This is a genomic window from Microbulbifer mixtoriginis (SeqCode) (genome assembly GCF_052467945.1).
On the sequence record NZ_CP174328.1, the window covers coordinates 861,514 to 880,847 of the forward strand.

Below are 19,334 nucleotides of genomic sequence, written 5' to 3' on the forward strand. Positions count from 1 at the left end.
TGAACTCAAATTCGAGCGTGTTTGCACCAATAAAGGACGCAATGAACCATGCGCCACCGTTGCCACTGAAACCATTAAGTGTTTGATTTTAAAAGCAACTTGTATTGATAATAGAAAATTGACTGCACTTCCATGCTGCAGAAGAAACCTCCGGCAGTAGATAGTATGGTTACTTGTCGGGGTGGAACCGCCAACGAGGTTGTATTTGCCCTGCTTGAAGACTAGATTGCCGGGCGTAAATGAGTTGCCAGCCAGGCAGGTTACCAATTAGATCACTGCGCTCAGTCGCAGAATTTTGGGGATTGCAGTTGGAGTGGCTTGGTGTTGGTCAAGCTGGGAATTGTGCGGAAGTTTAGCGGTGCTGTTTGGCAGTTTTTATAGGCGCCCAAGTATAGTGGCTGCTTAACATTAAACGGCCACAGGCCGAAGAATAATCGCCCGGATATTAACCTTTTATTATCCGAAGGCTTAGGGGGATACAGAGTGCAAGATACGCTACTTCAACAGGGGTTGGATATTACCCTGTTCGGTATGGGAATTGTTTTTACCTTCCTGCTGTTACTGGTGATAGGCACCGGTATCATGTCCCGAATTATTACTCGCCACTTTCCCGAAGCGGAGCCCGTCGCCACTCCGCCCGCTAGCGGTAACGATGACAATGCCCGCTTGCACGCCATTATCAAGGCGGCCATCGAACAACATCGAAAAAAACGTTAATCGCCAAATTTCGCTTCATTAGAACATCCAATAATTTCTGCCGAGAGAGATAACCCATGACTGAGGTTAAAAAGCCATTGGGGATTACCGATGTAGTCCTGCGTGACGCCCACCAGTCACTATTCGCCACCCGCCTGCGACTGGACGATATGCTGCCGATTGCAGAAAAGCTCGATCAAGTCGGCTTTTGGTCGCTGGAATCTTGGGGGGGCGCCACCTTCGATGCTTGTATTCGCTATCTCGGCGAAGACCCCTGGGAGCGGATTCGCGAATTAAAAAAAGCCATGCCCAACACCCCGCAGCAAATGTTGTTCCGAGGGCAAAATATTCTGGGATATCGCCACTACGCCGATGATGTCGTAGAAAAATTTGTTGAGCGTGCCGCGGTCAACGGGGTGGATGTCTTCCGCGTATTCGATGCCATGAACGATATGCGCAACCTGAAGACGGCCCTGGCCGCGGTAAAAAAACAAGATAAGCACGCTCAGGGCACTATCTCCTATACCGTGAGCCCGGTACATACCATGGACTTGTGGGTAGAGCTGGGGCGTCAGATTGAGGATATTGGGGCGGACTCCATTGCCATTAAGGATATGGCCGGCCTATTGCGCCCCTACGAAGGCTACGAGTTGGTAAAGCGCCTTAAAACAGCGGTGGATATTCCCATCCATCTGCATTGCCATGCGACCACGGGTCTTTCTATTGCCACCGCACTCAAATGTATCGAGGCGGGCGTCGACAATGTGGATGCCGCCATCAGCTCCATGTCCATGACCTATGGCCACAGCCCCACGGAAACACTGGTTGCCATGCTTGAAGGTACCGAGCGGGATACTGGCCTGGATATTAATCTGCTCGAAGAAATTGCCGCGTATTTCCGCGAGGTGCGTAAAAAGTACGCGAAATTTGAAGGTTCCCTTAAAGGCGTGGACTCGCGCATTTTGGTGGCCCAAGTGCCCGGTGGCATGTTGACCAATATGGAAAACCAGCTGCGCGAGCAGGGTGCCGGTGAGCGCCTGGATGAGGTACTCGAAGAGATTCCCCGCGTACGCCAGGATCTTGGTTATATCCCCCTGGTAACGCCCACCTCACAAATTGTAGGCACCCAGGCAGTATTAAATGTGCTGACCGGTGAGCGCTATAAATCTGTCTCTAAAGAAACGGCAGCTGTTTTGAAAGGGGAATACGGCGCGACCCCTGCCGAAGTGAATCAGGAGCTGCAGGTGAAGGTATTGGAAGGCGCAGCGCCAGTGACCTGCCGCCCTGCGGATTTGATCGCTCCAGAGTTGGACAGGCTCACCTTGGAGTTACAGGAAAAAGCCGGGGCAGAGGACATTGCCCTGACCAATGGCGAAGGTGAAATTGACGATGTGCTCACCTATTCACTCTTCCCACAAATCGGCCTCAAGTTCCTGAAAAATCGCGGCAACGCCGATGCCTTTGAGCCGGTGCCTACTGGCAATGAAAACTCCACAGTGAAAAATGACAACGGGGAAGAGGTGTATACGGTCACTGTGGAAGGCCAGAGCTACACCGTGACAGTGGCCGATGGTGGCGATCTGACCAATATTGCCCCGGTAGGTGCGGCCGCCCCTGCAGCCAGTTCAGCCAGTTCGGTTCCAGCCACTGGAGGTGAGCCGGTCAATGCGCCCCTAGCGGGCAATATCTTTAAGGTGATGGTGATGCCTGGTGACAAGGTCAGCGAGGGCCAGGCCATTATTGTGCTCGAAGCCATGAAGATGGAAACCGTAGTGAGTGCGCCGCGCAGTGGCAATGTTGCCAGCGTAGCGGTAAAAGAGGGCGATTCCGTGGCGGTGGGTGATGCCCTGCTGTCTATCGCATAGATTGGGGTAGGAGTCGCAAGTGGATAATTTACTCACGCTTTGGCAGTCCTCCGGCATCGCACAAATGATGCCGGGGCAGCTGGTCATGATCTTTGTTGGATTGGGGCTGCTGTTTCTGGCTATTCGCAAAAACTTTGAGCCACTGTTGCTGGTGCCAATTGGCTTCGGCGGTATCCTGGCCAATATTCCCGGAGCAGATCTGGCACTCTCTGCAGCAGAGACCGCATTGGCCCAGGGAAATGCAGCAGTTCTTGCCCAAATGGCCCAGATCTTGGGGTTGGAGACTGTTGCCAGTCTCGAGGATTTAAAAGCTGCCCTGGGTGCTGCCCCGGCTGCGGTGCAGCTACAGGCCGCAGAGTTTGCCAGCGATGCCGGTTTCAGCAACGGCATGCTGTATAACTTTTATTCTGTGGCTATTGCTTCGGGTGTCGCGCCGTTGGTGATTTTTATGGGGGTGGGGGCCATGACCGATTTTGGCCCGCTGCTCGCTAATCCGCGTACCCTGTTCCTTGGTGCGGCGGCACAGTTCGGTATCTTTGCCACTGTACTGGGTGCTGTCGGACTCTCAGTTGCGGGGATTATGGACTTCTCCATCGCCGATGCCGCGGCTATCGGTATTATTGGCGGTGCAGATGGCCCCACAGCAATCTACGTTTCCAGCATTTTGGCCCCTGATTTGCTGGGTGCGATTGCGGTAGCAGCCTATTCCTATATGGCATTGGTGCCCATGATTCAGCCACCGATTATGCGCGCACTCACTACAGAGCAGGAGCGCAAAATTGAGATGGTGCAGCTGCGTCATGTAAGCAAGCGCGAGAAAATTACCTTTCCGCTGTTGCTGTTGATTCTGGTTGCCCTGTTTCTCCCTGCTGCAGCTCCGCTGTTGGGTATGTTCTGCTTCGGTAATCTGATGCGTGAGTGTGGTGTGGTGTCTCGCCTTTCCGAAACCGCTCAGAATGCGTTGATCAATATCACCACGATTTTCCTAGGTCTCTCGGTCGGCTCGAAACTGGCCGCAGATAAATTCCTTGACCCAAAAACTCTGGGAATCCTCGCCCTGGGTATCGTGGCATTTGCCATTGGTACTGCCGCAGGGGTATTGATGGCCAAGCTGCTCAATGTATTCAGTAAGCACAAGGTAAACCCACTGATCGGTTCTGCCGGTGTATCTGCCGTGCCCATGGCTGCACGGGTATCCAATAAAGTGGGGCTCGAATCCAATCCGCACAACTTCCTGCTGATGCACGCTATGGGTCCGAATGTGGCTGGGGTTATTGGCTCTGCGGTTGCTGCGGGAGTCATGATCAGCATGGTACGCAGTTTAACCGGCAGCTGACTTGGCCCACAAAGCCATTCCTGATAAGGCGAACTTCGGTTCGCCTTTTTCTTTGATAAAATTTAAAGTGGAATATGGCTGTATTTGCAAGGTATTTGTCAGGAATATCTATTTACCTGTTTAATTTTCGATGGACAGGCAAACAAAATACGGCTCTCTAGCTCCCTGAATGCTTTTAAATGGCTTCTTACTACATATTCTCTCAAGAGCTGCGTGGGTAGTATTAATGGGTGCTCGACACGATTCATTTTGAGTTAAGGTTTTTTGCGCTATATTCCTTCCCGAATTTTGGCTTGTAATAAGAAATTTTACTGGAAGTAAGACCATGCGTAGTTTGCCGCTTTTAATTTCCCTTGCTCTGTTCTCCTCTCCTGTACTGGCCCACGACAATCATCGCACCGCTGAAGATCTGCACGAGATTAAAAGAGAGATGGTAAAACTTCGCAAAGAAGTACATGCCCTGAAGGATGAAAATCAAGAGGCGGATGAAATGCGCAAACTCAAGAAAGAGGTTGTCAGGTTGCGCAAGGATATTCGCTCCATGCAGGACCTGATTGTGGACCTACAGGCCCTGGTAGAAGGTCAATCTAACAATGCCCAACCAGAAGTCGTTCTCCATCCAGTAAAGGAGCGCCCCAGATGGGCCTGCTATATGAAAGATATGCGGGCTGGCGGTATGCACTCCAAAGGCTTTTCTGAGGTAGAGGCCAAAGGCAAACTGCTGGAAACCTGTTCTACTCGGGGCGGTGTTTGTTTTGAAAATAGAATTACCTGTTCAGCTGAGTAATACTGGGTTCACTACAGTTTAAGACACTCGGGGAGAGATCTGGAGCATGCCTAAGGAAGCTTTGCTGGCCAATGAGATATATATCGTTTTAAGGCCAAATTTCAGTGAAGGGTAGTGGCTATATATTTCTCTGTTTTAGGATTCAAGGCTTTGTCGACGGATAATAATGTTTACGTTAACTTATAAAGCAAGGCTGTAGTGCTTGGTTGACTCAGTAGCGTGAGCTTTGATTTTATTGAATTTTTGGTTTTCGTTTTTGGCTTAAAATTTTGATTGTTTTGCTTTAGGTAAGTTGGATATGTGATTTTTAGATACACCAGATTCTAGGTCTGGTGTATCTAATACGTTAACTTTCAAATGTCTTATTCACCCTGAACTGTAATCATTAACGTACCTGTAAAAGGCGCGTCAGGTTCTCTACCATTCCATACTGTGGCTGCGATATCAATATCAAATCGTGCATTGTCATTAAGGCAATTACTTGCCTGTATTCCCTGTCCGCCCAGAGGAACACCAGCCATTACAGGCTGTGCTGGTCCTCCAGTACTATTGGCGTAGCCTACATTGTAAGGAATGGCTGGCGTGCCATTATTACTCTGTAAGAGAAAGGTTGGGTCTGAGCCAACATTAGCAAATGTGATGCTAAAACTACCAAAGCCACTTGCTGCAACACAGAAGATGTCTGATCCCATTGCATCGCTTCCGGGAGTCGGATCTGCAATAGTGACTGCATCTACATTATCTATGATAATAAAATTAGAAAATGTCAAGGTGATAATACTTGTGTCGCTATCCATTGCTTGAGATAACGCAATATTGGTTGAGCCTAATGTCAGGCCAGCCACAATAATGGATGTGAATAGCTTTTGCTTGAGAATTTTCATAAGAGACCTCCTTGCGAAAAAAGAATTTTCTTCAGTTAATGTCAGCGCCAAAATATAGCCTTGTGTAGATGGCTAAAAACTCTTGGTGAATGAATGATAGCGGATGTTATATTTTTTGGTGTGGAAGGTTATGTTTTGCAGGGGAAATTTGGGAATAAATTATTGGCGCTTAGGAATAATTTCTTATTTGTTTTTGATGTCAGTTTCAGTTTTTATTGTTAGGGGGGGTTTTTATATGTAGGTCGTATAATTCTATGATTGTTTGTTGTGGTTGGAAATGATTTTTAGTGAGGCACTAAGAGGTATTTGTATTGTGTTGAAGTTGTTAATATGTCTGTAAGTTGGTTGTTGGCGGGTCTATCGTTTCATATGTAAGTGGTGTTTAGGTGTCAAGTGAAGGTGAGTTCCAAATAATTCCGTTATATGTTTAGGGCACTTTGATTGGGGGCGTGCGTTTTATGGGTTTTCGGGGGTGAAGTTAAAAAAGATTTTAAAGGTTCAGTGTTGAAGGGTGGGGGCAAGATCTAGATCGGTAGCGGCTATAGATGTTGGTGATTTGAGGGTGGATATTATAGCTACTTCATTTTGCTTAAAAGTACACAATGGTTGTGAATAAAAAATGCTCAAACTAAAGATAAGTGAAGATGCTTGTTGAGTGAGTATGATTAGTTTGTGATTTAAATAAAATCTAGTGGAGTGTGCTAATAATTGAGGGTGGTTTGTTGTTTTTCTGGAGGTAGAATATTGCATCGTTACCTGAGGTTTCTTTGTTGATATGGTATATGGTCGTAGTCAAGATTTTTCTTTGAGACTCATTGATTGGATCATGTTTTTAAGTTTTCTATTTTTCTTTTTAAGTGCTGCGCCAGAATAAAAACCTGGCGCAGCTAGAGATGATGAAGGCTGAATTTAAGCTTATTCAGCCATGACCATGATCTCGAGTACGCCAACAAATGGAGCGCCGGCTGCTCTGCCAGTCCATTCTGCATTGGGAATGCTGATATCAAACTTTGCGTTATCCATTGTTGGGTCCATGCACATAGCTGTTTGTATCATGTTTCCAAACTCGGGTGTGTCGGGGGAGACCATCATGCCTGGTCCTGGACTAGTGTCGTTTTTAAAGAAAACTTCATAGAATATTGGTGACTCGCCGGGTACGGAAGAGTCTAATTCAAACGGTCCACCTGTAGGATTGTTTGGATTTCTAAAAACAATACTAAAAAGTGTAAAGCCCATTCCAGAAACGCAGAATGTATCATCGTCGACTATGGGGCCTGGAGTACCATCTGGTGGTGCCAGGAGGTCAAGATTATCCACAAAGGCGATGTCAATAATTGGCGTAGTCATGTAATTTAGTGTGATAGTGCTGAATTCGGTATCCGTTTGGGATAGTACCGATGTGGTAGAGCCGAGTGCTAGGACGGCAGTGGCTATGGATGCCAGGGCTTTTTGGCTTAATATCTTCATTTGAAACATCCTTGTACAAAAAAAATAACATTCATGTTATAGAAAATGCAAAGATCAATCTTTGGTAAGCAGTCTTTGCCTAAAAATAATAGACCGTAAAGTAAGCTGAATGATCTCAGGCGTTTTTTCTGGAAGTATTCGGGAGGAATTTACTATTTTGTGATAGTAATTTCCTATTTTGGGGAGAGGTTTTTTGTAAAGGGCGCGGGTTGAGGGAGTGCCTACTTGATTGACTTTTTTCTGCATGAGGCGCTCTTTTGATGTGGATTATTTATGGCTCTTTAATGTAATTTTTTATTGGCCGCTTAATGAAGTGATTATTCAGTAATTCAAATAGTATCTCACGGTTAGCTAAGTGATTGTTCTCAGGTGATCCGTATTTTTGGGTGTACTCTGGGAAGAGTTGTGTGACCTGTTGTTGCGACCACTCCAAGTGAAATTGAAGGCCCAGAATATTGTTTTTGTATAAAAATGCTTGATTTTGGCATAGCTCTGAACTTGCTAGGCGCTTAGCGCCTTCTGGAATGTCAAAATAGTAACTATGTGCTTGGAATGCTTTATCTATTGTGAGGGGTTCTTCAGCCGTCCAATGAATAGGCTGCCAGCCTAGTTCTTCCTGCTCCATTGATTTGATATCTGCTCCCAGTGTATGGGCAAGGATTTGTGCACCGAGGCAAATGCCCAGAATGGGGACTTGCCGATTAATAATACTTTTTACCCAGTGTATTTCACCGGCAAGCCAGGGTAGTGAGATGTGATCTTTTACGTTCATCATCCCTCCTAAAATAATCACTCCTCTAAAGCCCGTATTGGGAAATGTTGAGATCTGTGGTTTGATAAGAATTGTCGGAATCTGGCGTTGACTCGCCCAATCTGCAATATATCCAGGCCCTTCGTGTTCTTCATGCTGGATAATAAGAATTGGCTCTTGCATTTTATTGGAAGTCCCGTGTTTCCAAATAAACTTGTCTACGAAAAGCAATACCTGCTTCTTTGAGAGCTTCAGGCCAATTTTTTTCTGAAATGGGAAGTTTGCTGCCGGTATCTATGGATTTGGATAGAGTTTCTTTTGCTGTAACTTCGACGATTTGGTCAAAACTTGGCGGGGAGGCTATTTCATGAATAAGTAGACTCGTGTCGCTCAGATGCACCAGGCGGTAATGACCATTCTTTTTACCTGAGAGCGGTAGGTCTAATAGCTTGTCGGTTACCGTAAATTCTATTGAGCTAAGCAGAATTTTGCCTTTTCGCTCAAAGTGGCCATTAAATACTTCGCCGCTAAAGAGGCCTAACTTACCGTTGCGCAATTGGTTTAAAGAGAAAACTTCAGGCTTGAGAGAGATAAGCGGCGTGTTCTGGGTCAGATTCATCACTTCTTTCTTATTTTTAGATTCCAAAGCAAGAATAAACTGATGTCCATGGCGTTTGCCGTGAAGAGGCATATGCGATGCAATGAGCTGCCCGTTAACTGAAAATAACGCCATTCCATGAGTGCCAATGGAGTCGTCTGCATAACTGCTTGTGGAGGCCATGGTTAAGACAGCTGCGATAGTAATACTGCAGAGCCTATTAAGCGTGATCATAAATCATTCAGCTCCTGTTCTTTACGGGTTAGCGGCAGGCTTTCCTATTGAGCCTCTGCGTACTTGGCAGCAAGCGATTCTAGACGTACATTAGTTACGAATCGATTCATTTTGGGCAACTTTTGATTCCAATATGGAAATAGAAGATCTTGAAAAATTTCTTGTTATTGCCGCGACAGAAAACCTGCAGCGCTCGGCAGATCGTTTAGATACAACGCCAGGGGCCTTAAGTAAGGTTTTACGTCGCCTGGAGACGGCGCTGAATACTCGCGTGTTCGACCGGGTAGGTAAGCAAATCCGACTAAATGATGCTGGTCGCCGGCTACAAGGTAAAGCGGCTGAGATCACTTCCATTGCACGCCAGGTGCAATTTGAACTGGGTGAGCTGGGAAAGTTTTCGGAGTGCCGGGTAGCTGCCCCAGCAGTCTTGCAATTGACTTGGGCTGCATTTATTCAAAGCAAGCTGGCAGAAATCCAGCCAAAAGCGTGCCTTTCATTGACTTCCGCCTATGAATCCTTGGCCTTGAGAATGTTGGTTAGGGGAGAGGTAGATTTGGCCATGATTACCGGTGCGCTGTTGGGACAGGTCCCCACCCAGATAGCAACGCGTAAGCTGGGCACAGAAAGCTTGTGTATTGTCGCGGGCTCCGGCCACCGATTGGTTTCTGGGGAGTGGGCAAATGTGGAAGTGCCAATCGAAGTTATTCAGCAGTATCCCTTTGCGGCTCCTAGAATCTCTCCTTTCTGTGGCGAGGAGAGGGGTATTGGCAGTGATGGGTGGGGGGATAACCTACCTGTCCGTAAGGTCCAGGTTGTGGTAAATGATTACGGTGTATTGTGCGGCCTGGTAAAAACGGGACAGTTTCTTGCCTTATTGCCAGAGGGGTTGGCAGAGGATATCGGTGGGGTAAAAATCGATGTCGCTGGCCAATTTACTGAGCCCAGAGAAGAGATTTTTATTGCCTGGCGAGGGGGAAGTGATGGTTGGTTAGAGGACTTGGCTCAGGCCATCTCAGGAATTGAGGGGCTCAATTAGCGCCCCTCTTATTTGGATTTATCAGGGGTTAACTTTTAGGGGTTAACTAGATGGTGCCTGGGGTGGGCAGGGCGTTCCCGCGGCTATCCAGCTTTTCAATGCCTCAACTAGCTTGCCGTGGGGGATATTGACTGGTTCTCGTTTACCCCCAGGGTTCCATCCCCATAAAGCTAGGGGGTTCTCACTCATAAACAGCATCAATTGCTCTGGGGAGCGACCGCCATTGTCCTGGGGAGTGGTTAACAGCGCACAGATTTGGGCCGATGACATACGAGACCAATTAAGGGTTATTGGAGCCATGGCCCAACCGGGTGCGCCGGGTGCGCCTGTCACAGGGTTGTTCTGGTCAGAGTGGCAGTTACTGCAGCGCATTGTCCCCATCCCCATATTTTCGGGGCCTCGCTCAACCCGGGGTACATGGGGGGAGCCCTGATTGATAAGTGGCAATTCCAGCTGGTGACAGTTTAAGCAGCGGGGGTGCAGGAGAACTTCGACAATCGTCTCCCAGTCTTGATGGCCAGTATTATCAACCTGGGAAGTTTGTGACTGGCTATCCTGACCAGTAGTGTCCTGTCGGTTTCCACATCCTGTAAATGCCAGTAATAAAAGAAGACTTATTGTTATGTGGCGCAATAAGTCTACCTCTTGCCGCAGTTTCATTTAGCTGTTCCTCATTTCCTATGAGAATGCCCTGTACATCATTGTGGCAGATAGCTGGGGACTGTTAGGCAACTAAATGTACCTGGCAGTGATCGAAGTGACTGCTTAATGTGAGGCTCATTTGACCTTGTGGTCACGCCTATCCGTTGACGCTCTCTTACACGTGGTAAGATAGGCCGGATGTAAATGTTTGATTTAGATGACAGTGGAGCGCTATTTGGCGCTCAGAGGAGAGAATATGTCCTGGTTAGGGGCGGGTATAGGTGCCGGATTTGGTTTTATGTTTGGGGGCCCTATTGGTGCGGCCTTGGGTGCCTGGATAGGTAGCTCCTTTGGTTCTGGCCTCAAGCGCCTGGGTAATGCCGCTGCGGTTCTGAATAGGGAAGGGGCTCAGAAAGTTTTTATCGTTACCCTGTTTTCCATGCTGGCGAAGATGGCTAAGGCGGATGGCCAAGTATCCAAAGCAGAAGTTCAGCTGATTGAGGATTTTATTCAGAATAATCTTCGTCTGGGCGCTGAGGATCGCAAGCATGCCATCAAGATTTTTGAGAATGCGAAAACGGATAAGTACAGCATTTACGATTACGCAAAGCAGTATCGGATGTTGGTGCAGAATCAGGCGATGCGGGAAATGGTTTATCGCCTTCTATTTGCAGTGGCGTATGCCGATGGTGATTTACATGCTTCTGAAGAGGTAATTCTCAGGAAAATTACCGCGGATCTTGGTTTACATGAATCGCTTTTTGATGCCATGCAAAATCAATTTGGGCATGGGAGGGGAGGCAGTGCTTCCGATCTTCAGCAGCATTACGCAGTGCTAGGTTGCACTGAGGAAACTAGCGACAAGGATTTAAAACTGGCCTATCGCCGCAAGGCTGCTGAGTATCACCCTGATAAGATCGCTTCCAAGGGGCTTCCAGAGGAGTTTATGCGCCACGCTGAAGATCAAATGAAGAGTATCACCGTTGCGTATGAGGCGATTGTTGATGCGCGAAAGAGTAAAGCAAAAGTTGTCAGTTAATCTTGGTGTGACATTAGCGTATTAGAGCTTGCCAAACGGCGGGATAACCTGCGGGTAATTTAGCGGTTTGCTCTGGCTAGATATTACATAGGTTGATTGTTTCAGCGCAATTTCTGAATTTAAACCCCTGCATAATCATCTGGAACACTGCGAAGAGAGTTTATGAGTCTTGCAAAGCAAATTGAAGAAAAGTTAACTGCCAATTTCCATCCCCAATTTATTGAGGTTCAATGCGAAAGTCATTTGCATAATGTGCCGGCGGGGTCTGAAATGCACTTTCGTGTGGTGCTTGTGAGTGAGGTTTTTGATTCCATTCGGAAAGTCCAGCGTCATCAAAGGGTCTATGCAGCGCTTGCGAATGAAATGGCTGGCCCGATCCACGCCCTTGCTCTTCATACTTATGCGCCGGATGAGTGGGATGGCGATGCTCCCAAAAGTCCTGAATGCCAGGGTGGTAGCAAGAAAGGGTAAGTAGCAGCAGAGTTTAGCTAGCAAACTTTAGAGTTTATTTGCGAATTTAACCTGCTATTTCTTGCAGGTTTTAGTGACGCTCCTTCCTCAGAAGTACGCTATGGGTTGGGGCGTTTTAGATCAAAAAGTTGGCTGGAGTTCCACTGGATTGAATAGCCTGAACCCCTTTCGCCAGTGAAGTCACAATTTCCCTGTGTATCTGTTTGTTGTTTCTTATTTACCTTTTACCGGCTAATTAACCTCTGTGTGCATTCAGTTGGATTTCACTTCTCCCGAAATATCATAACTTGGCGCTTTTCGGTGTCTCTGTCTTTTTCTTTGAGTGAGAATATTTCAGCTCCTGTTCAAAATAGGTTGTGGAATTTGAAGCAGTGCACGTTGTCCAAATTTGCAGTGCAGTAATAATGGGTGTCGTTGGTTTTCTTTTGGAAGCAACACCAATATGTGAATTTCAACGACAAAAGATATTTTGTGTGCCATAAAAACGTAGAATTATATTTGAGCGCCAACATTTGTTTGTTTTTTCTACATCTGTGATTTCGTGCGACTAGACTGACCATTGATTGGGCTGATTGCTGTTTGATCTGCTGAATATCAATGGAGTTACCACAAATGAAGATGACGCGTATTCTGATCCCCGTTATGACGCCCCTCGCCTTAGCAATCTCTAGTGTCGCTTCGGCAGGACCTGCTGGCTATGCCCCACCACCCCCTCCTCCTACCCAGGAGTTTAAGATACGGATTGGCGGTTCATACTGGTCACCAAACTCAGACAATGTAACCTTTGCTGATCGGTGGCTGCGCTTTTACGATGACGATGATTATGATGATGACTATCATCGTTTCCGTGATTGGGGTGCTTTCCGAACCAATCTTGATCCAGATGGCGAGTGGGGTTGGTTTATTAATGCTGAATGGAAGCCTATCGATCACTGGAGTGTTTCACTGAGTTACCAGCAAGGCGATCGCCATACTGGTGGTAGTCGTGATCCCTGGCTTTATCGTTTTTGGGATGATGACTGGGATGACGATATATTATTTGATCGTCGTCGTCGCGGTGATTTTGCTCGTTGGAAGCCCCAAACGACTGCTGCATACCTGAATTGGTATCCACTGGATCCCAGCTGTTTGGTGCAGCCTTATATTGGTATCGGTATTAACTATACCGACTTTAGTGATGAGCGCCTAAGACACTGGGGCTTCTGGCATCGTAACGATGATGATGATCTGGTTTTCCGTGACTGGGATGGCCGTGTGAATTTTGGCGATAGCTGGGGTTATACATGGCAAATTGGTGTTGATTTCACCTTTGGTCACGATAGTAGCTGGCTGATCAATCTGGCAGCTATTTACTATGATGTCACTACCGATGTTGAAGTAGATACCTTCTATCGCAACTTCCGTGATGATGATGATGACTTCGGTCGCTTTTGGGAGCACAGATTCGGTGGCGACTACGAGTTTGATCCCTGGGTGTTCCAAATCGGTGTAGGCTATAAGTTTGATTTCAACTGGTAATCACTCTTATCCTTTGAAAAGGGGCGCGTTGCGCCCTTTTTTATTGTTTTTATAAACACTTGGAGGGTGAAGTTGAGGTTATTCTGCGTTGTGTTTAGCGACTTTAACCCAACCTTCTTCCGTACCTGCTGCATTTATTTTTTCTAAATTTGTCTCGGTATTTTCGAATTTTTCCTTTCCATTCATCCATTTTTTTACCTGATCCGCCCTTTTTCCTTTTTTCCTGGTAGTGCTCAATTTTATTGCTCCAGCTTTGGCACTGTTTCAGCGTCGCACTCTGGGCTAGAGCTATAGAAGATGTAGAGAGCGTAAGCAAGAAAAAAGGTAAGGCTGAAAATACTTTTATTTTTGTTTTTTTATTGGTTCTTTGAAACATATCTATCTCCTAAGATTGCTGGGCTTATGTTATTGCCGATACATCAAGGGAGGCTTGATTGTTTAGATGGGGAAGGAGTGCTTAAACGGTTAGAGGGCGGGTATCCGCCCCTAACTTTAATAATTAGCCATTGCTTGGGAAACTGTATTGTGCTCCCTCTCTCACCCCACTTGCCGGCCAACGCTGGGTGATGGTCTTACGCTTGGTATAGAATCTTACAGAATCAGGTCCATAAGCGTGCAGGTCCCCAAATAAGGAGCGCTTCCAGCCGCCGAAGCTGTGGTGTGCAACAGGTACTGGCAAAGGCACATTGATGCCGACCATGCCTACTTTAATGTTGTCACTAAAGTAACGGGCAGCTTCCCCATCTCGAGTAAACAAACAAGTACCGTTACCGTACTCGTGAGCATCAATGATATTCATCGCTTCCTGCATGGTATCTACACGCATTACGCAGAGGACGGGACCAAAAATTTCACTGCGGTGTATCGCCATCTCCTCGGTAACACGATCAAATAGGCAGGCTCCCAGATAATTGCCCCTTTCGTAGCCTGGAACCTTCATATTGCGGCCATCTACCACCAGCTCCGCGCCTTCTTCGATACCGGCACTGATTAAGCCTTCCACCTTGTTTAGGTGTGCTTGGGTAACCAAAGGTCCCATATCGTTTTGGTTGTTCATGCCATCGCCAATCTTTAGTTGGGCAATTTGCTCTTTCAGCTTTGCTACTAAAGTGTTGGCTGTTTCATCGCCAACCGCAACGGCTACAGAAATAGCCATACAGCGCTCGCCACAGGAACCATAGGCTGCACCCATTAACGCAGCGACCGCATTGTCCAGGTCAGCATCCGGCATTATGATGGCGTGATTTTTTGCGCCACCGAAGGCCTGAACTCTTTTGCCGTGGGCAGTCCCTGTGGTGTAGACATATTCTGCAATGGGAGTTGAGCCAACAAAACTGACCGCTTGAATACGCTTGTCTGTCAGCAGTGTATCTACTGCCTCTTTGTCGCCGTTGACGATATTTAAAACCCCAGCTGGGATGCCAGCTTCGATACCCAGCTCGGCAATAAATAAGGCGCAAGAGGGGGTGCGTTCAGAAGGTTTTAAGATAAAGGTGTTACCGCAAGCAATCGCCATTGGCCACATCCATAGAGGCACCATGGCGGGAAAGTTAAATGGGGTGATTCCCGCACAGACGCCCAGAGGCTGGAATTCACTCCAGGAGTCAATAGCCGGGCCTACATTCTTACTATGCTCCCCTTTGAGCATCTCTGGGGCAGAGCAGACATATTCAATGTTCTCGATGCCCCGTTGCAGTTCACCCATGGCATCATTAAGTACTTTGCCGTGCTCCAGAGTGATCAGCTCGCAGATCTTCTCCGCATTTTCTTCCAGCAGGTCGCGCAAGCGGTACATGATGCGTACACGCTTTGCTGTGGGTAGGTTGCGCCAGGCGGGGTAGGCAGCTTCTGCGGCAGAGATAGCCTCTTCAACGGTAGCTTTACTGGCCAGCGCGACCTTGCCGATTATTTCATTCGTTGAGGGATTGGTTAGGTCTTGTAGGCGAGGGTGCTGGGCCGAATCGTCGCTGGCAGATAGTTTGCCATTAATCAGGTGACCAATAACTTTCATGGTTTCCTCTCGTTGGGGATTTATACGTTATTTTTTACCTCTTTGTGCCTTTGTAACACAGGTAACCCCAGGTAGGAAAATTCATCAGTTGTTGCAGCCCGAAATAGAATGGACCTCTTGTACCGCTTTAATTTCTTACTAATTAAATGAGTTTTTGGTCCTTAATCATGTTTGGGGAAGCCCCTAAGTACGGCGAGAAAAGCATCGCCGAAACGTTCCAATTTGCTATCGCCAACACCGGAGACGGCCAGGAGTTCACTGTGGGTTTGCGGGTGTGCTTTAACCATTCCGCGCAAGGTGGCATCGTGAAAGACGACATAAGGCGGTACCCCGCGCTCTTCGGCCAGTTGTTTACGGCAGCTGCGAAGTGCTAGCCAGAGGGGCTCCTCTCCTGGCTCTAGGTCTTCTAGAACTGCCGTATTTCGGGTTTGCGCGCGAGGGGCTTTCTTGGGGAGTTTGCGCAGTTGCAGTTTTTCCTCTCCACGCAGTAATGGGCGGCAGTTTTCTGTGAGTTTGAGCCCCTGAAATTCACCTTCAACTTCCAAATAGCCTCTTACAATTAATTGGCGCACCACAGCCTTCCACTCACTGCCGCTGAAATCCTTGCCAATGCCGTGGGTAGTGAGTTTGTCGTGATTGAACTTGCGAACCTTTTCATTATCTGAGCCGCGCAGCACGTCAATGACATGACTGGCACCAAAGCGCTGTCCTGTGCGGTAAACGCAGGAAATCAACTTGATAGCGGCTTCGCTGCCATCCCAGGTAGCGGGTGGCTCCAGGCAGATATCACAGTTGCCACAGGGTTGCTCGAGAGTTTCAGCAAAATAATGCAACAGTGCTTGACGTCTGCAGCTGGTCATTTCGCATAGCCCCAGCATGGCATTGAGGCGTGTGCGTTCATGGCGTTTGTGCTCTTCACTACCTTCGGAAGATTCCACCATTTGTCCGAGTTTGACCACATCTTCCAGGCCATAGAGCAGTAATGCTATAGAGGTTTCTCCATCTCGTCCCGCTCGCCCGGTTTCCTGATAGTAGGCCTCGACGCTTTTGGGCAGGTCTAGATGCACAACGAAACGCACATCCGGCTTGTCGATACCCATACCGAAAGCAATGGTTGCGACTACGATTACCCCTTCCTCGCGTAAAAAGCGACGCTGATGTTCAGCGCGGGTTTCCGCCGGCAGACCCGCATGATAAGGGAGGGCGGTATAGCCCTGCTGGCTGAGCCATTCGGCAGTACTTTCCACTTTGGCGCGGGACAGGCAGTACACGACGCCTGCTTGGCCTTCCTGTCCATTTTTTAGAAATTGCAGGAGCTGTCGTCGCTGGTTGTCCTTGGGCTCGATCCGGTATTGGATATTCGGTCGGTCGAAACTGCTCACAAAGTGTCGGGCGCTTTCCAAATCGAGGCGCAGGGCAATCTCCGCGCGGGTGCGCTTGTCCGCCGTAGCAGTCAGCGCTATGCGCGGTACTCTGGGGAACTGCTCGTGCAAACAGCTGAGTTGCAGGTAATCAGCGCGGAAGTCATGGCCCCATTGAGAGACACAGTGAGCCTCATCAATGGCAAACAATGAGAGTTCTACTCTCTGGAGAAGAGCCAAGGTTCTGGGTTGTAGCAGGCGTTCCGGGGCCAAATAGAGCAAGTCGAGTTCGCCGTAGAGCAACTGGTTCTCAATGGCCTGGGCCTCGTCATAGGAGATGGAGGAGTTGAGGTAGGCGGCTCGAATACCGGCTTCCTGCAGGGCTTCCACCTGGTCCTGCATCAGGGCAATTAGTGGAGAGATCACCACGCCGCAACCGGGCCTGGCCAAGGCAGGAATCTGGTAGCACAGAGATTTGCCGCCTCCGGTGGGCATAAGTACCAGGGCGTCATCGCTGGCCATCAGTGTATTGATTACCGCTTCCTGAGGATCGCGGAAGTGGGTATAGCCGAAGACGTGTTCGAGAATATGTTGTGGGGAATTCATGGCGGCGGAGTATACCCCGCGTAGCGACTTTGTGCGGTGGGTTTTAGGATGGGGTTGCCTTGAAATACCCTGCAATGGCAGCTTAGGAGTTGTGACTGAATTCACGGGTTATAATCACATCTCACCCCGCATCTCATCACAGCGATCGCCTAAGGATAGGTCTATGCGCACATTGATCGTGCTTTTTGTGTTGTGGTTGACAGTTCTGGCCGGGCTTTCTGGCTGTTCCTCTAGTGCTCCGCGTAGTTTTGCGCAATCTATTGTAGCGGATACTCACCTGGGCTGGCGGCCAGCACCGGAGAATCAGTTAGCCTTCTCCCTGGCGACAGTTTCCGGTGTCGCGCAGGTCGAGCTGCAGCCGTTACCGGAGCAATTTACTCTGGTAACTTTGGAACTCCCCGGCATGCGCAATGTGGAGGGGATTCAATGGCAGGGTGAAGAGGGGGAATCCACCATGCTTTACGATGGGCAAGCCGGGCTTGATGGCGTCAGCTTGCAGAGTCGCGATCATGGTTTTCGGCTGCAGTTGCAGCTCTCCTCTATGGACTACTTGCGCAATGGTGGGGTGCTGACCGTGATAGATCGCAGGCGCTAGCCTTATTGGGCTGCGCTTTTTCTAAACCCCAGCCCTTCAGGCCGGATCAGGTACAGTTGTTTCCAAAATTTTCCTGTTACCCAGAGCCCATTTCGCTTCTTATCCCAGGCGATCCCATTGGCAACCGTGTCAGGGTGTTTACGGACATTGGGATTTAACCGATTCAGGTCAACAGCACCGCGCACTTGTCCGCTTATGGGGTCTATGGCGATGATGCGGCTGTCTTGCCAGATATTGGCCCAGATCAGGCCCTCGGCGAATTCCAGCTCATTCAGATTCGACCAGACCTCCCCGGCGCCATGTACCTTGAGCTGACGCTTGACTTCAAAAGTATCTGGATCGCGGTAGGTCAGTTTATTACTGCCATTACTCATAATCAGGGACTCGCCGTCACTGGTAAGGCCCCAACCCTCGCCGTTGTATTGCTTAACCTCCAAATGTTGTAGGTTGCTGGCATTGTAAATATGTAGCTCACCGGCTTTATAAGTCAGTAGGTAGAGCTTATCGCCCAGAACAGTAAGACCTTCGGCAAATAGCCTGCCCGGCAGCCACTTTCTCCTTACAGGTTTTTCACTGGGGTCGGTATACTCGGCAAGCCAGGAACGACGGTAAAGGCCACTGCTTTCCCACCAGCGCTGGCCATCGAAATAAAGCCCCTGGGTGAAATGATTCCCACCACGTTGACGCTCCTCCAAAATGGAGAAGGGGGTTGCCTTCAATTGTGCTTGTGCTGCTATTGGCAGCAGGCAGGATAAGAGCAGCAGTATGTAGCTGCGGATAGTAAGTCGGTACATCAATTATCTATGACCAGAGTAAAAACCTTTGTCACCTTGACCCTTTTGGGTGGTTTGGCGGTAGTGCTGCCCATTGCAATCTTAGTACTTTTATTCCAGTGGCTGTTTGGCCAGGTCAGTGAAATTGTCGCCCCCGCCGTTACTTGGCTGGAAGCCCATACGGAGTTTAAGGATACCCTCGCCAGACTTGTGGTGATAGCACTGATTCTTGGGGGCTGTTTCTTGATTGGTCTATTGGTAAAGACCAGCATTGGTAACTGGCTACACCGCCATGTTGACCACTGGCTTGGTCGCCTGGCACCTGGGTATAGCACTATTAAAGATTTGGTTGTGCAATTTATTGGCGGTGGTGATGAGGGGGTACTTTCCGGGCCTGTGGCTCGGGTGCGCATCCACGGTGCAGACAATCCGCTTGCGGTAACGGCGATAGTGACCTCTCAGCATGCCAATGGTGAGATGACGGTTTACGTGCCAACGGCTCCAGTACCCACTTCGGGTTTTGTATTCCATGTGCCGGCGGAGTGTGTAGAAATACTGCCCGGTGTTAGCGTTGAGGCTGCCATGAAAACCATCGTGGCCTGTGGCGCCGGTAGCGCTAGTCTGTTGGCCCCACCGGGGAGGCCTCAGGCAGAGAAAGCTTAGG

19 protein-coding genes are annotated in these 19,334 nt (G+C 48.6%); 10 read left to right on the plus strand and 9 right to left on the minus strand.

Translation table 11 applies throughout. The annotated features are described in order from the left end of the window. Window positions 1-483: 483 nt before the first annotated feature. From ACJJIJ_RS03705 to ACJJIJ_RS03720, 4 genes are all read left to right on the plus strand, one after another. Window positions 484-717 carry an OadG family protein gene (locus ACJJIJ_RS03705; protein WP_252085251.1) on the plus strand — a complete coding sequence of 78 codons (234 nt, stop codon included), beginning with the start codon at window positions 484-486 and terminating at the stop codon, window positions 715-717. Between the two features lie 56 nt (window positions 718-773). Beyond that, window positions 774-2,561, plus strand: a complete 1,788-nt coding sequence (oadA, locus tag ACJJIJ_RS03710; protein WP_444938676.1) for a sodium-extruding oxaloacetate decarboxylase subunit alpha — start codon at window positions 774-776, stop codon at window positions 2,559-2,561. A 19-nt stretch (window positions 2,562-2,580) separates the two neighbouring features. Beyond that, on the plus strand, window positions 2,581-3,897 hold the full coding sequence (locus tag ACJJIJ_RS03715; RefSeq protein ID WP_252085253.1) for a sodium ion-translocating decarboxylase subunit beta: 1,317 nt from the start codon (window positions 2,581-2,583) through the stop codon (window positions 3,895-3,897). Window positions 3,898-4,222: 325 nt separating this feature from the next. Continuing rightward, window positions 4,223-4,684 (plus strand): THO complex subunit 7 family protein, encoded by a 462-nt coding sequence (locus ACJJIJ_RS03720; RefSeq protein WP_252085254.1) that lies wholly within the window; start codon window positions 4,223-4,225, stop codon window positions 4,682-4,684. Between the two features lie 362 nt (window positions 4,685-5,046). Here ACJJIJ_RS03720 and ACJJIJ_RS03725 read toward each other — a convergent pair whose 3' ends face one another. The 4 genes from ACJJIJ_RS03725 to ACJJIJ_RS03740 form a co-directional block, all read right to left on the minus strand. Then, window positions 5,047-5,568: a hypothetical protein gene (locus ACJJIJ_RS03725; protein ID WP_444938677.1), complete on the minus strand. Its 522-nt coding sequence runs from the start codon at window positions 5,566-5,568 to the stop codon at window positions 5,047-5,049. Window positions 5,569-6,483: 915 nt separating this feature from the next. Further along, window positions 6,484-7,035 (minus strand): hypothetical protein, encoded by a 552-nt coding sequence (locus ACJJIJ_RS03730; RefSeq protein WP_252085256.1) that lies wholly within the window; start codon window positions 7,033-7,035, stop codon window positions 6,484-6,486. A gap of 271 nt (window positions 7,036-7,306) precedes the next feature. After that, window positions 7,307-7,969, minus strand: coding sequence for a type 1 glutamine amidotransferase (locus ACJJIJ_RS03735; protein ID WP_444890803.1), 663 nt, complete (start codon window positions 7,967-7,969; stop codon window positions 7,307-7,309). 1 nt (window position 7,970) lies between these two features. Then, a complete protein-coding gene (locus tag ACJJIJ_RS03740) occupies window positions 7,971-8,618 on the minus strand; it encodes a hypothetical protein (protein WP_444938678.1) in 648 nt (215 codons plus the stop codon). Between the two features lie 133 nt (window positions 8,619-8,751). Between ACJJIJ_RS03740 and ACJJIJ_RS03745 the strand changes: the two genes are divergently transcribed. Further along, entirely contained in the window at window positions 8,752-9,654 is a 903-nt protein-coding gene (locus ACJJIJ_RS03745) for a LysR family transcriptional regulator (RefSeq protein WP_444938679.1), read from the plus strand. Window positions 9,655-9,696: 42 nt separating this feature from the next. Here ACJJIJ_RS03745 and ACJJIJ_RS03750 read toward each other — a convergent pair whose 3' ends face one another. After that, the gene (locus tag ACJJIJ_RS03750) at window positions 9,697-10,314 is read right to left on the minus strand and encodes a hypothetical protein (RefSeq protein WP_252085260.1); all 618 of its coding nucleotides are present in this window, start codon (window positions 10,312-10,314) and stop codon (window positions 9,697-9,699) included. Between the two features lie 238 nt (window positions 10,315-10,552). Here ACJJIJ_RS03750 and djlA point away from each other — a divergent pair, with 238 nt between their 5' ends. From djlA to ACJJIJ_RS03765, 3 genes are all read left to right on the plus strand, one after another. Further along, window positions 10,553-11,335 carry a co-chaperone DjlA gene (gene djlA, locus ACJJIJ_RS03755; RefSeq protein ID WP_444938680.1) on the plus strand — a complete coding sequence of 261 codons (783 nt, stop codon included), beginning with the start codon at window positions 10,553-10,555 and terminating at the stop codon, window positions 11,333-11,335. Between the two features lie 162 nt (window positions 11,336-11,497). Continuing rightward, window positions 11,498-11,806 carry a BolA family protein gene (locus ACJJIJ_RS03760; RefSeq protein WP_444938681.1) on the plus strand — a complete coding sequence of 103 codons (309 nt, stop codon included), beginning with the start codon at window positions 11,498-11,500 and terminating at the stop codon, window positions 11,804-11,806. A 612-nt stretch (window positions 11,807-12,418) separates the two neighbouring features. After that, on the plus strand, window positions 12,419-13,324 hold the full coding sequence (locus tag ACJJIJ_RS03765; RefSeq protein ID WP_252085263.1) for an OmpW/AlkL family protein: 906 nt from the start codon (window positions 12,419-12,421) through the stop codon (window positions 13,322-13,324). Window positions 13,325-13,427: 103 nt separating this feature from the next. On the opposite strand, the gene ACJJIJ_RS03770 is transcribed toward ACJJIJ_RS03765, so the two are convergent. From ACJJIJ_RS03770 to recQ, 3 genes are all read right to left on the minus strand, one after another. Next, window positions 13,428-13,700: a hypothetical protein gene (locus tag ACJJIJ_RS03770; protein WP_252085264.1), complete on the minus strand. Its 273-nt coding sequence runs from the start codon at window positions 13,698-13,700 to the stop codon at window positions 13,428-13,430. Window positions 13,701-13,823: 123 nt separating this feature from the next. After that, on the minus strand, window positions 13,824-15,335 hold the full coding sequence (locus tag ACJJIJ_RS03775; RefSeq protein ID WP_444938682.1) for a CoA-acylating methylmalonate-semialdehyde dehydrogenase: 1,512 nt from the start codon (window positions 15,333-15,335) through the stop codon (window positions 13,824-13,826). 161 nt (window positions 15,336-15,496) lie between these two features. After that, window positions 15,497-17,302 (minus strand): DNA helicase RecQ, encoded by a 1,806-nt coding sequence (recQ, locus tag ACJJIJ_RS03780; protein ID WP_252085266.1) that lies wholly within the window; start codon window positions 17,300-17,302, stop codon window positions 15,497-15,499. A gap of 163 nt (window positions 17,303-17,465) precedes the next feature. Here recQ and ACJJIJ_RS03785 point away from each other — a divergent pair, with 163 nt between their 5' ends. Next, a complete protein-coding gene (locus ACJJIJ_RS03785; protein ID WP_252085267.1) occupies window positions 17,466-17,897 on the plus strand; it encodes a hypothetical protein in 432 nt (143 codons plus the stop codon). 2 nt (window positions 17,898-17,899) lie between these two features. Here ACJJIJ_RS03785 and ACJJIJ_RS03790 read toward each other — a convergent pair whose 3' ends face one another. Beyond that, window positions 17,900-18,691, minus strand: coding sequence for a glutaminyl-peptide cyclotransferase (locus tag ACJJIJ_RS03790; protein WP_252085268.1), 792 nt, complete (start codon window positions 18,689-18,691; stop codon window positions 17,900-17,902). Between the two features lie 9 nt (window positions 18,692-18,700). Here ACJJIJ_RS03790 and ACJJIJ_RS03795 point away from each other — a divergent pair, with 9 nt between their 5' ends. Next, window positions 18,701-19,333 carry a DUF502 domain-containing protein gene (locus ACJJIJ_RS03795; protein ID WP_252085269.1) on the plus strand — a complete coding sequence of 211 codons (633 nt, stop codon included), beginning with the start codon at window positions 18,701-18,703 and terminating at the stop codon, window positions 19,331-19,333. Window position 19,334: the final 1 nt, after the last annotated feature.

Coding starts and splice junctions, on each gene's coding strand:
- oadA (WP_444938676.1), top strand. CDS start 774: ATGACTGAGGTTAAAAAGCCATTGGGGATTACCGATGTAGTCCTGCGT.
- ACJJIJ_RS03720 (WP_252085254.1), top strand. CDS start 4,223: ATGCGTAGTTTGCCGCTTTTAATTTCCCTTGCTCTGTTCTCCTCTCCT.
- ACJJIJ_RS03725 (WP_444938677.1), bottom strand. CDS start 5,568: ATGAAAATTCTCAAGCAAAAGCTATTCACATCCATTATTGTGGCTGGC.
- ACJJIJ_RS03730 (WP_252085256.1), bottom strand. CDS start 7,035: ATGAAGATATTAAGCCAAAAAGCCCTGGCATCCATAGCCACTGCCGTC.
- ACJJIJ_RS03735 (WP_444890803.1), bottom strand. CDS start 7,969: ATGCAAGAGCCAATTCTTATTATCCAGCATGAAGAACACGAAGGGCCT.
- ACJJIJ_RS03740 (WP_444938678.1), bottom strand. CDS start 8,618: ATGATCACGCTTAATAGGCTCTGCAGTATTACTATCGCAGCTGTCTTA.
- ACJJIJ_RS03745 (WP_444938679.1), top strand. CDS start 8,752: ATGGAAATAGAAGATCTTGAAAAATTTCTTGTTATTGCCGCGACAGAA.
- ACJJIJ_RS03750 (WP_252085260.1), bottom strand. CDS start 10,314: ATGAAACTGCGGCAAGAGGTAGACTTATTGCGCCACATAACAATAAGT.
- djlA (WP_444938680.1), top strand. CDS start 10,553: ATGTCCTGGTTAGGGGCGGGTATAGGTGCCGGATTTGGTTTTATGTTT.
- ACJJIJ_RS03760 (WP_444938681.1), top strand. CDS start 11,498: ATGAGTCTTGCAAAGCAAATTGAAGAAAAGTTAACTGCCAATTTCCAT.
- ACJJIJ_RS03765 (WP_252085263.1), top strand. CDS start 12,419: ATGAAGATGACGCGTATTCTGATCCCCGTTATGACGCCCCTCGCCTTA.
- ACJJIJ_RS03770 (WP_252085264.1), bottom strand. CDS start 13,700: ATGTTTCAAAGAACCAATAAAAAAACAAAAATAAAAGTATTTTCAGCC.
- ACJJIJ_RS03775 (WP_444938682.1), bottom strand. CDS start 15,335: ATGAAAGTTATTGGTCACCTGATTAATGGCAAACTATCTGCCAGCGAC.
- recQ (WP_252085266.1), bottom strand. CDS start 17,302: ATGAATTCCCCACAACATATTCTCGAACACGTCTTCGGCTATACCCAC.
- ACJJIJ_RS03785 (WP_252085267.1), top strand. CDS start 17,466: ATGCGCACATTGATCGTGCTTTTTGTGTTGTGGTTGACAGTTCTGGCC.
- ACJJIJ_RS03790 (WP_252085268.1), bottom strand. CDS start 18,691: ATGTACCGACTTACTATCCGCAGCTACATACTGCTGCTCTTATCCTGC.
- ACJJIJ_RS03795 (WP_252085269.1), top strand. CDS start 18,701: ATGACCAGAGTAAAAACCTTTGTCACCTTGACCCTTTTGGGTGGTTTG.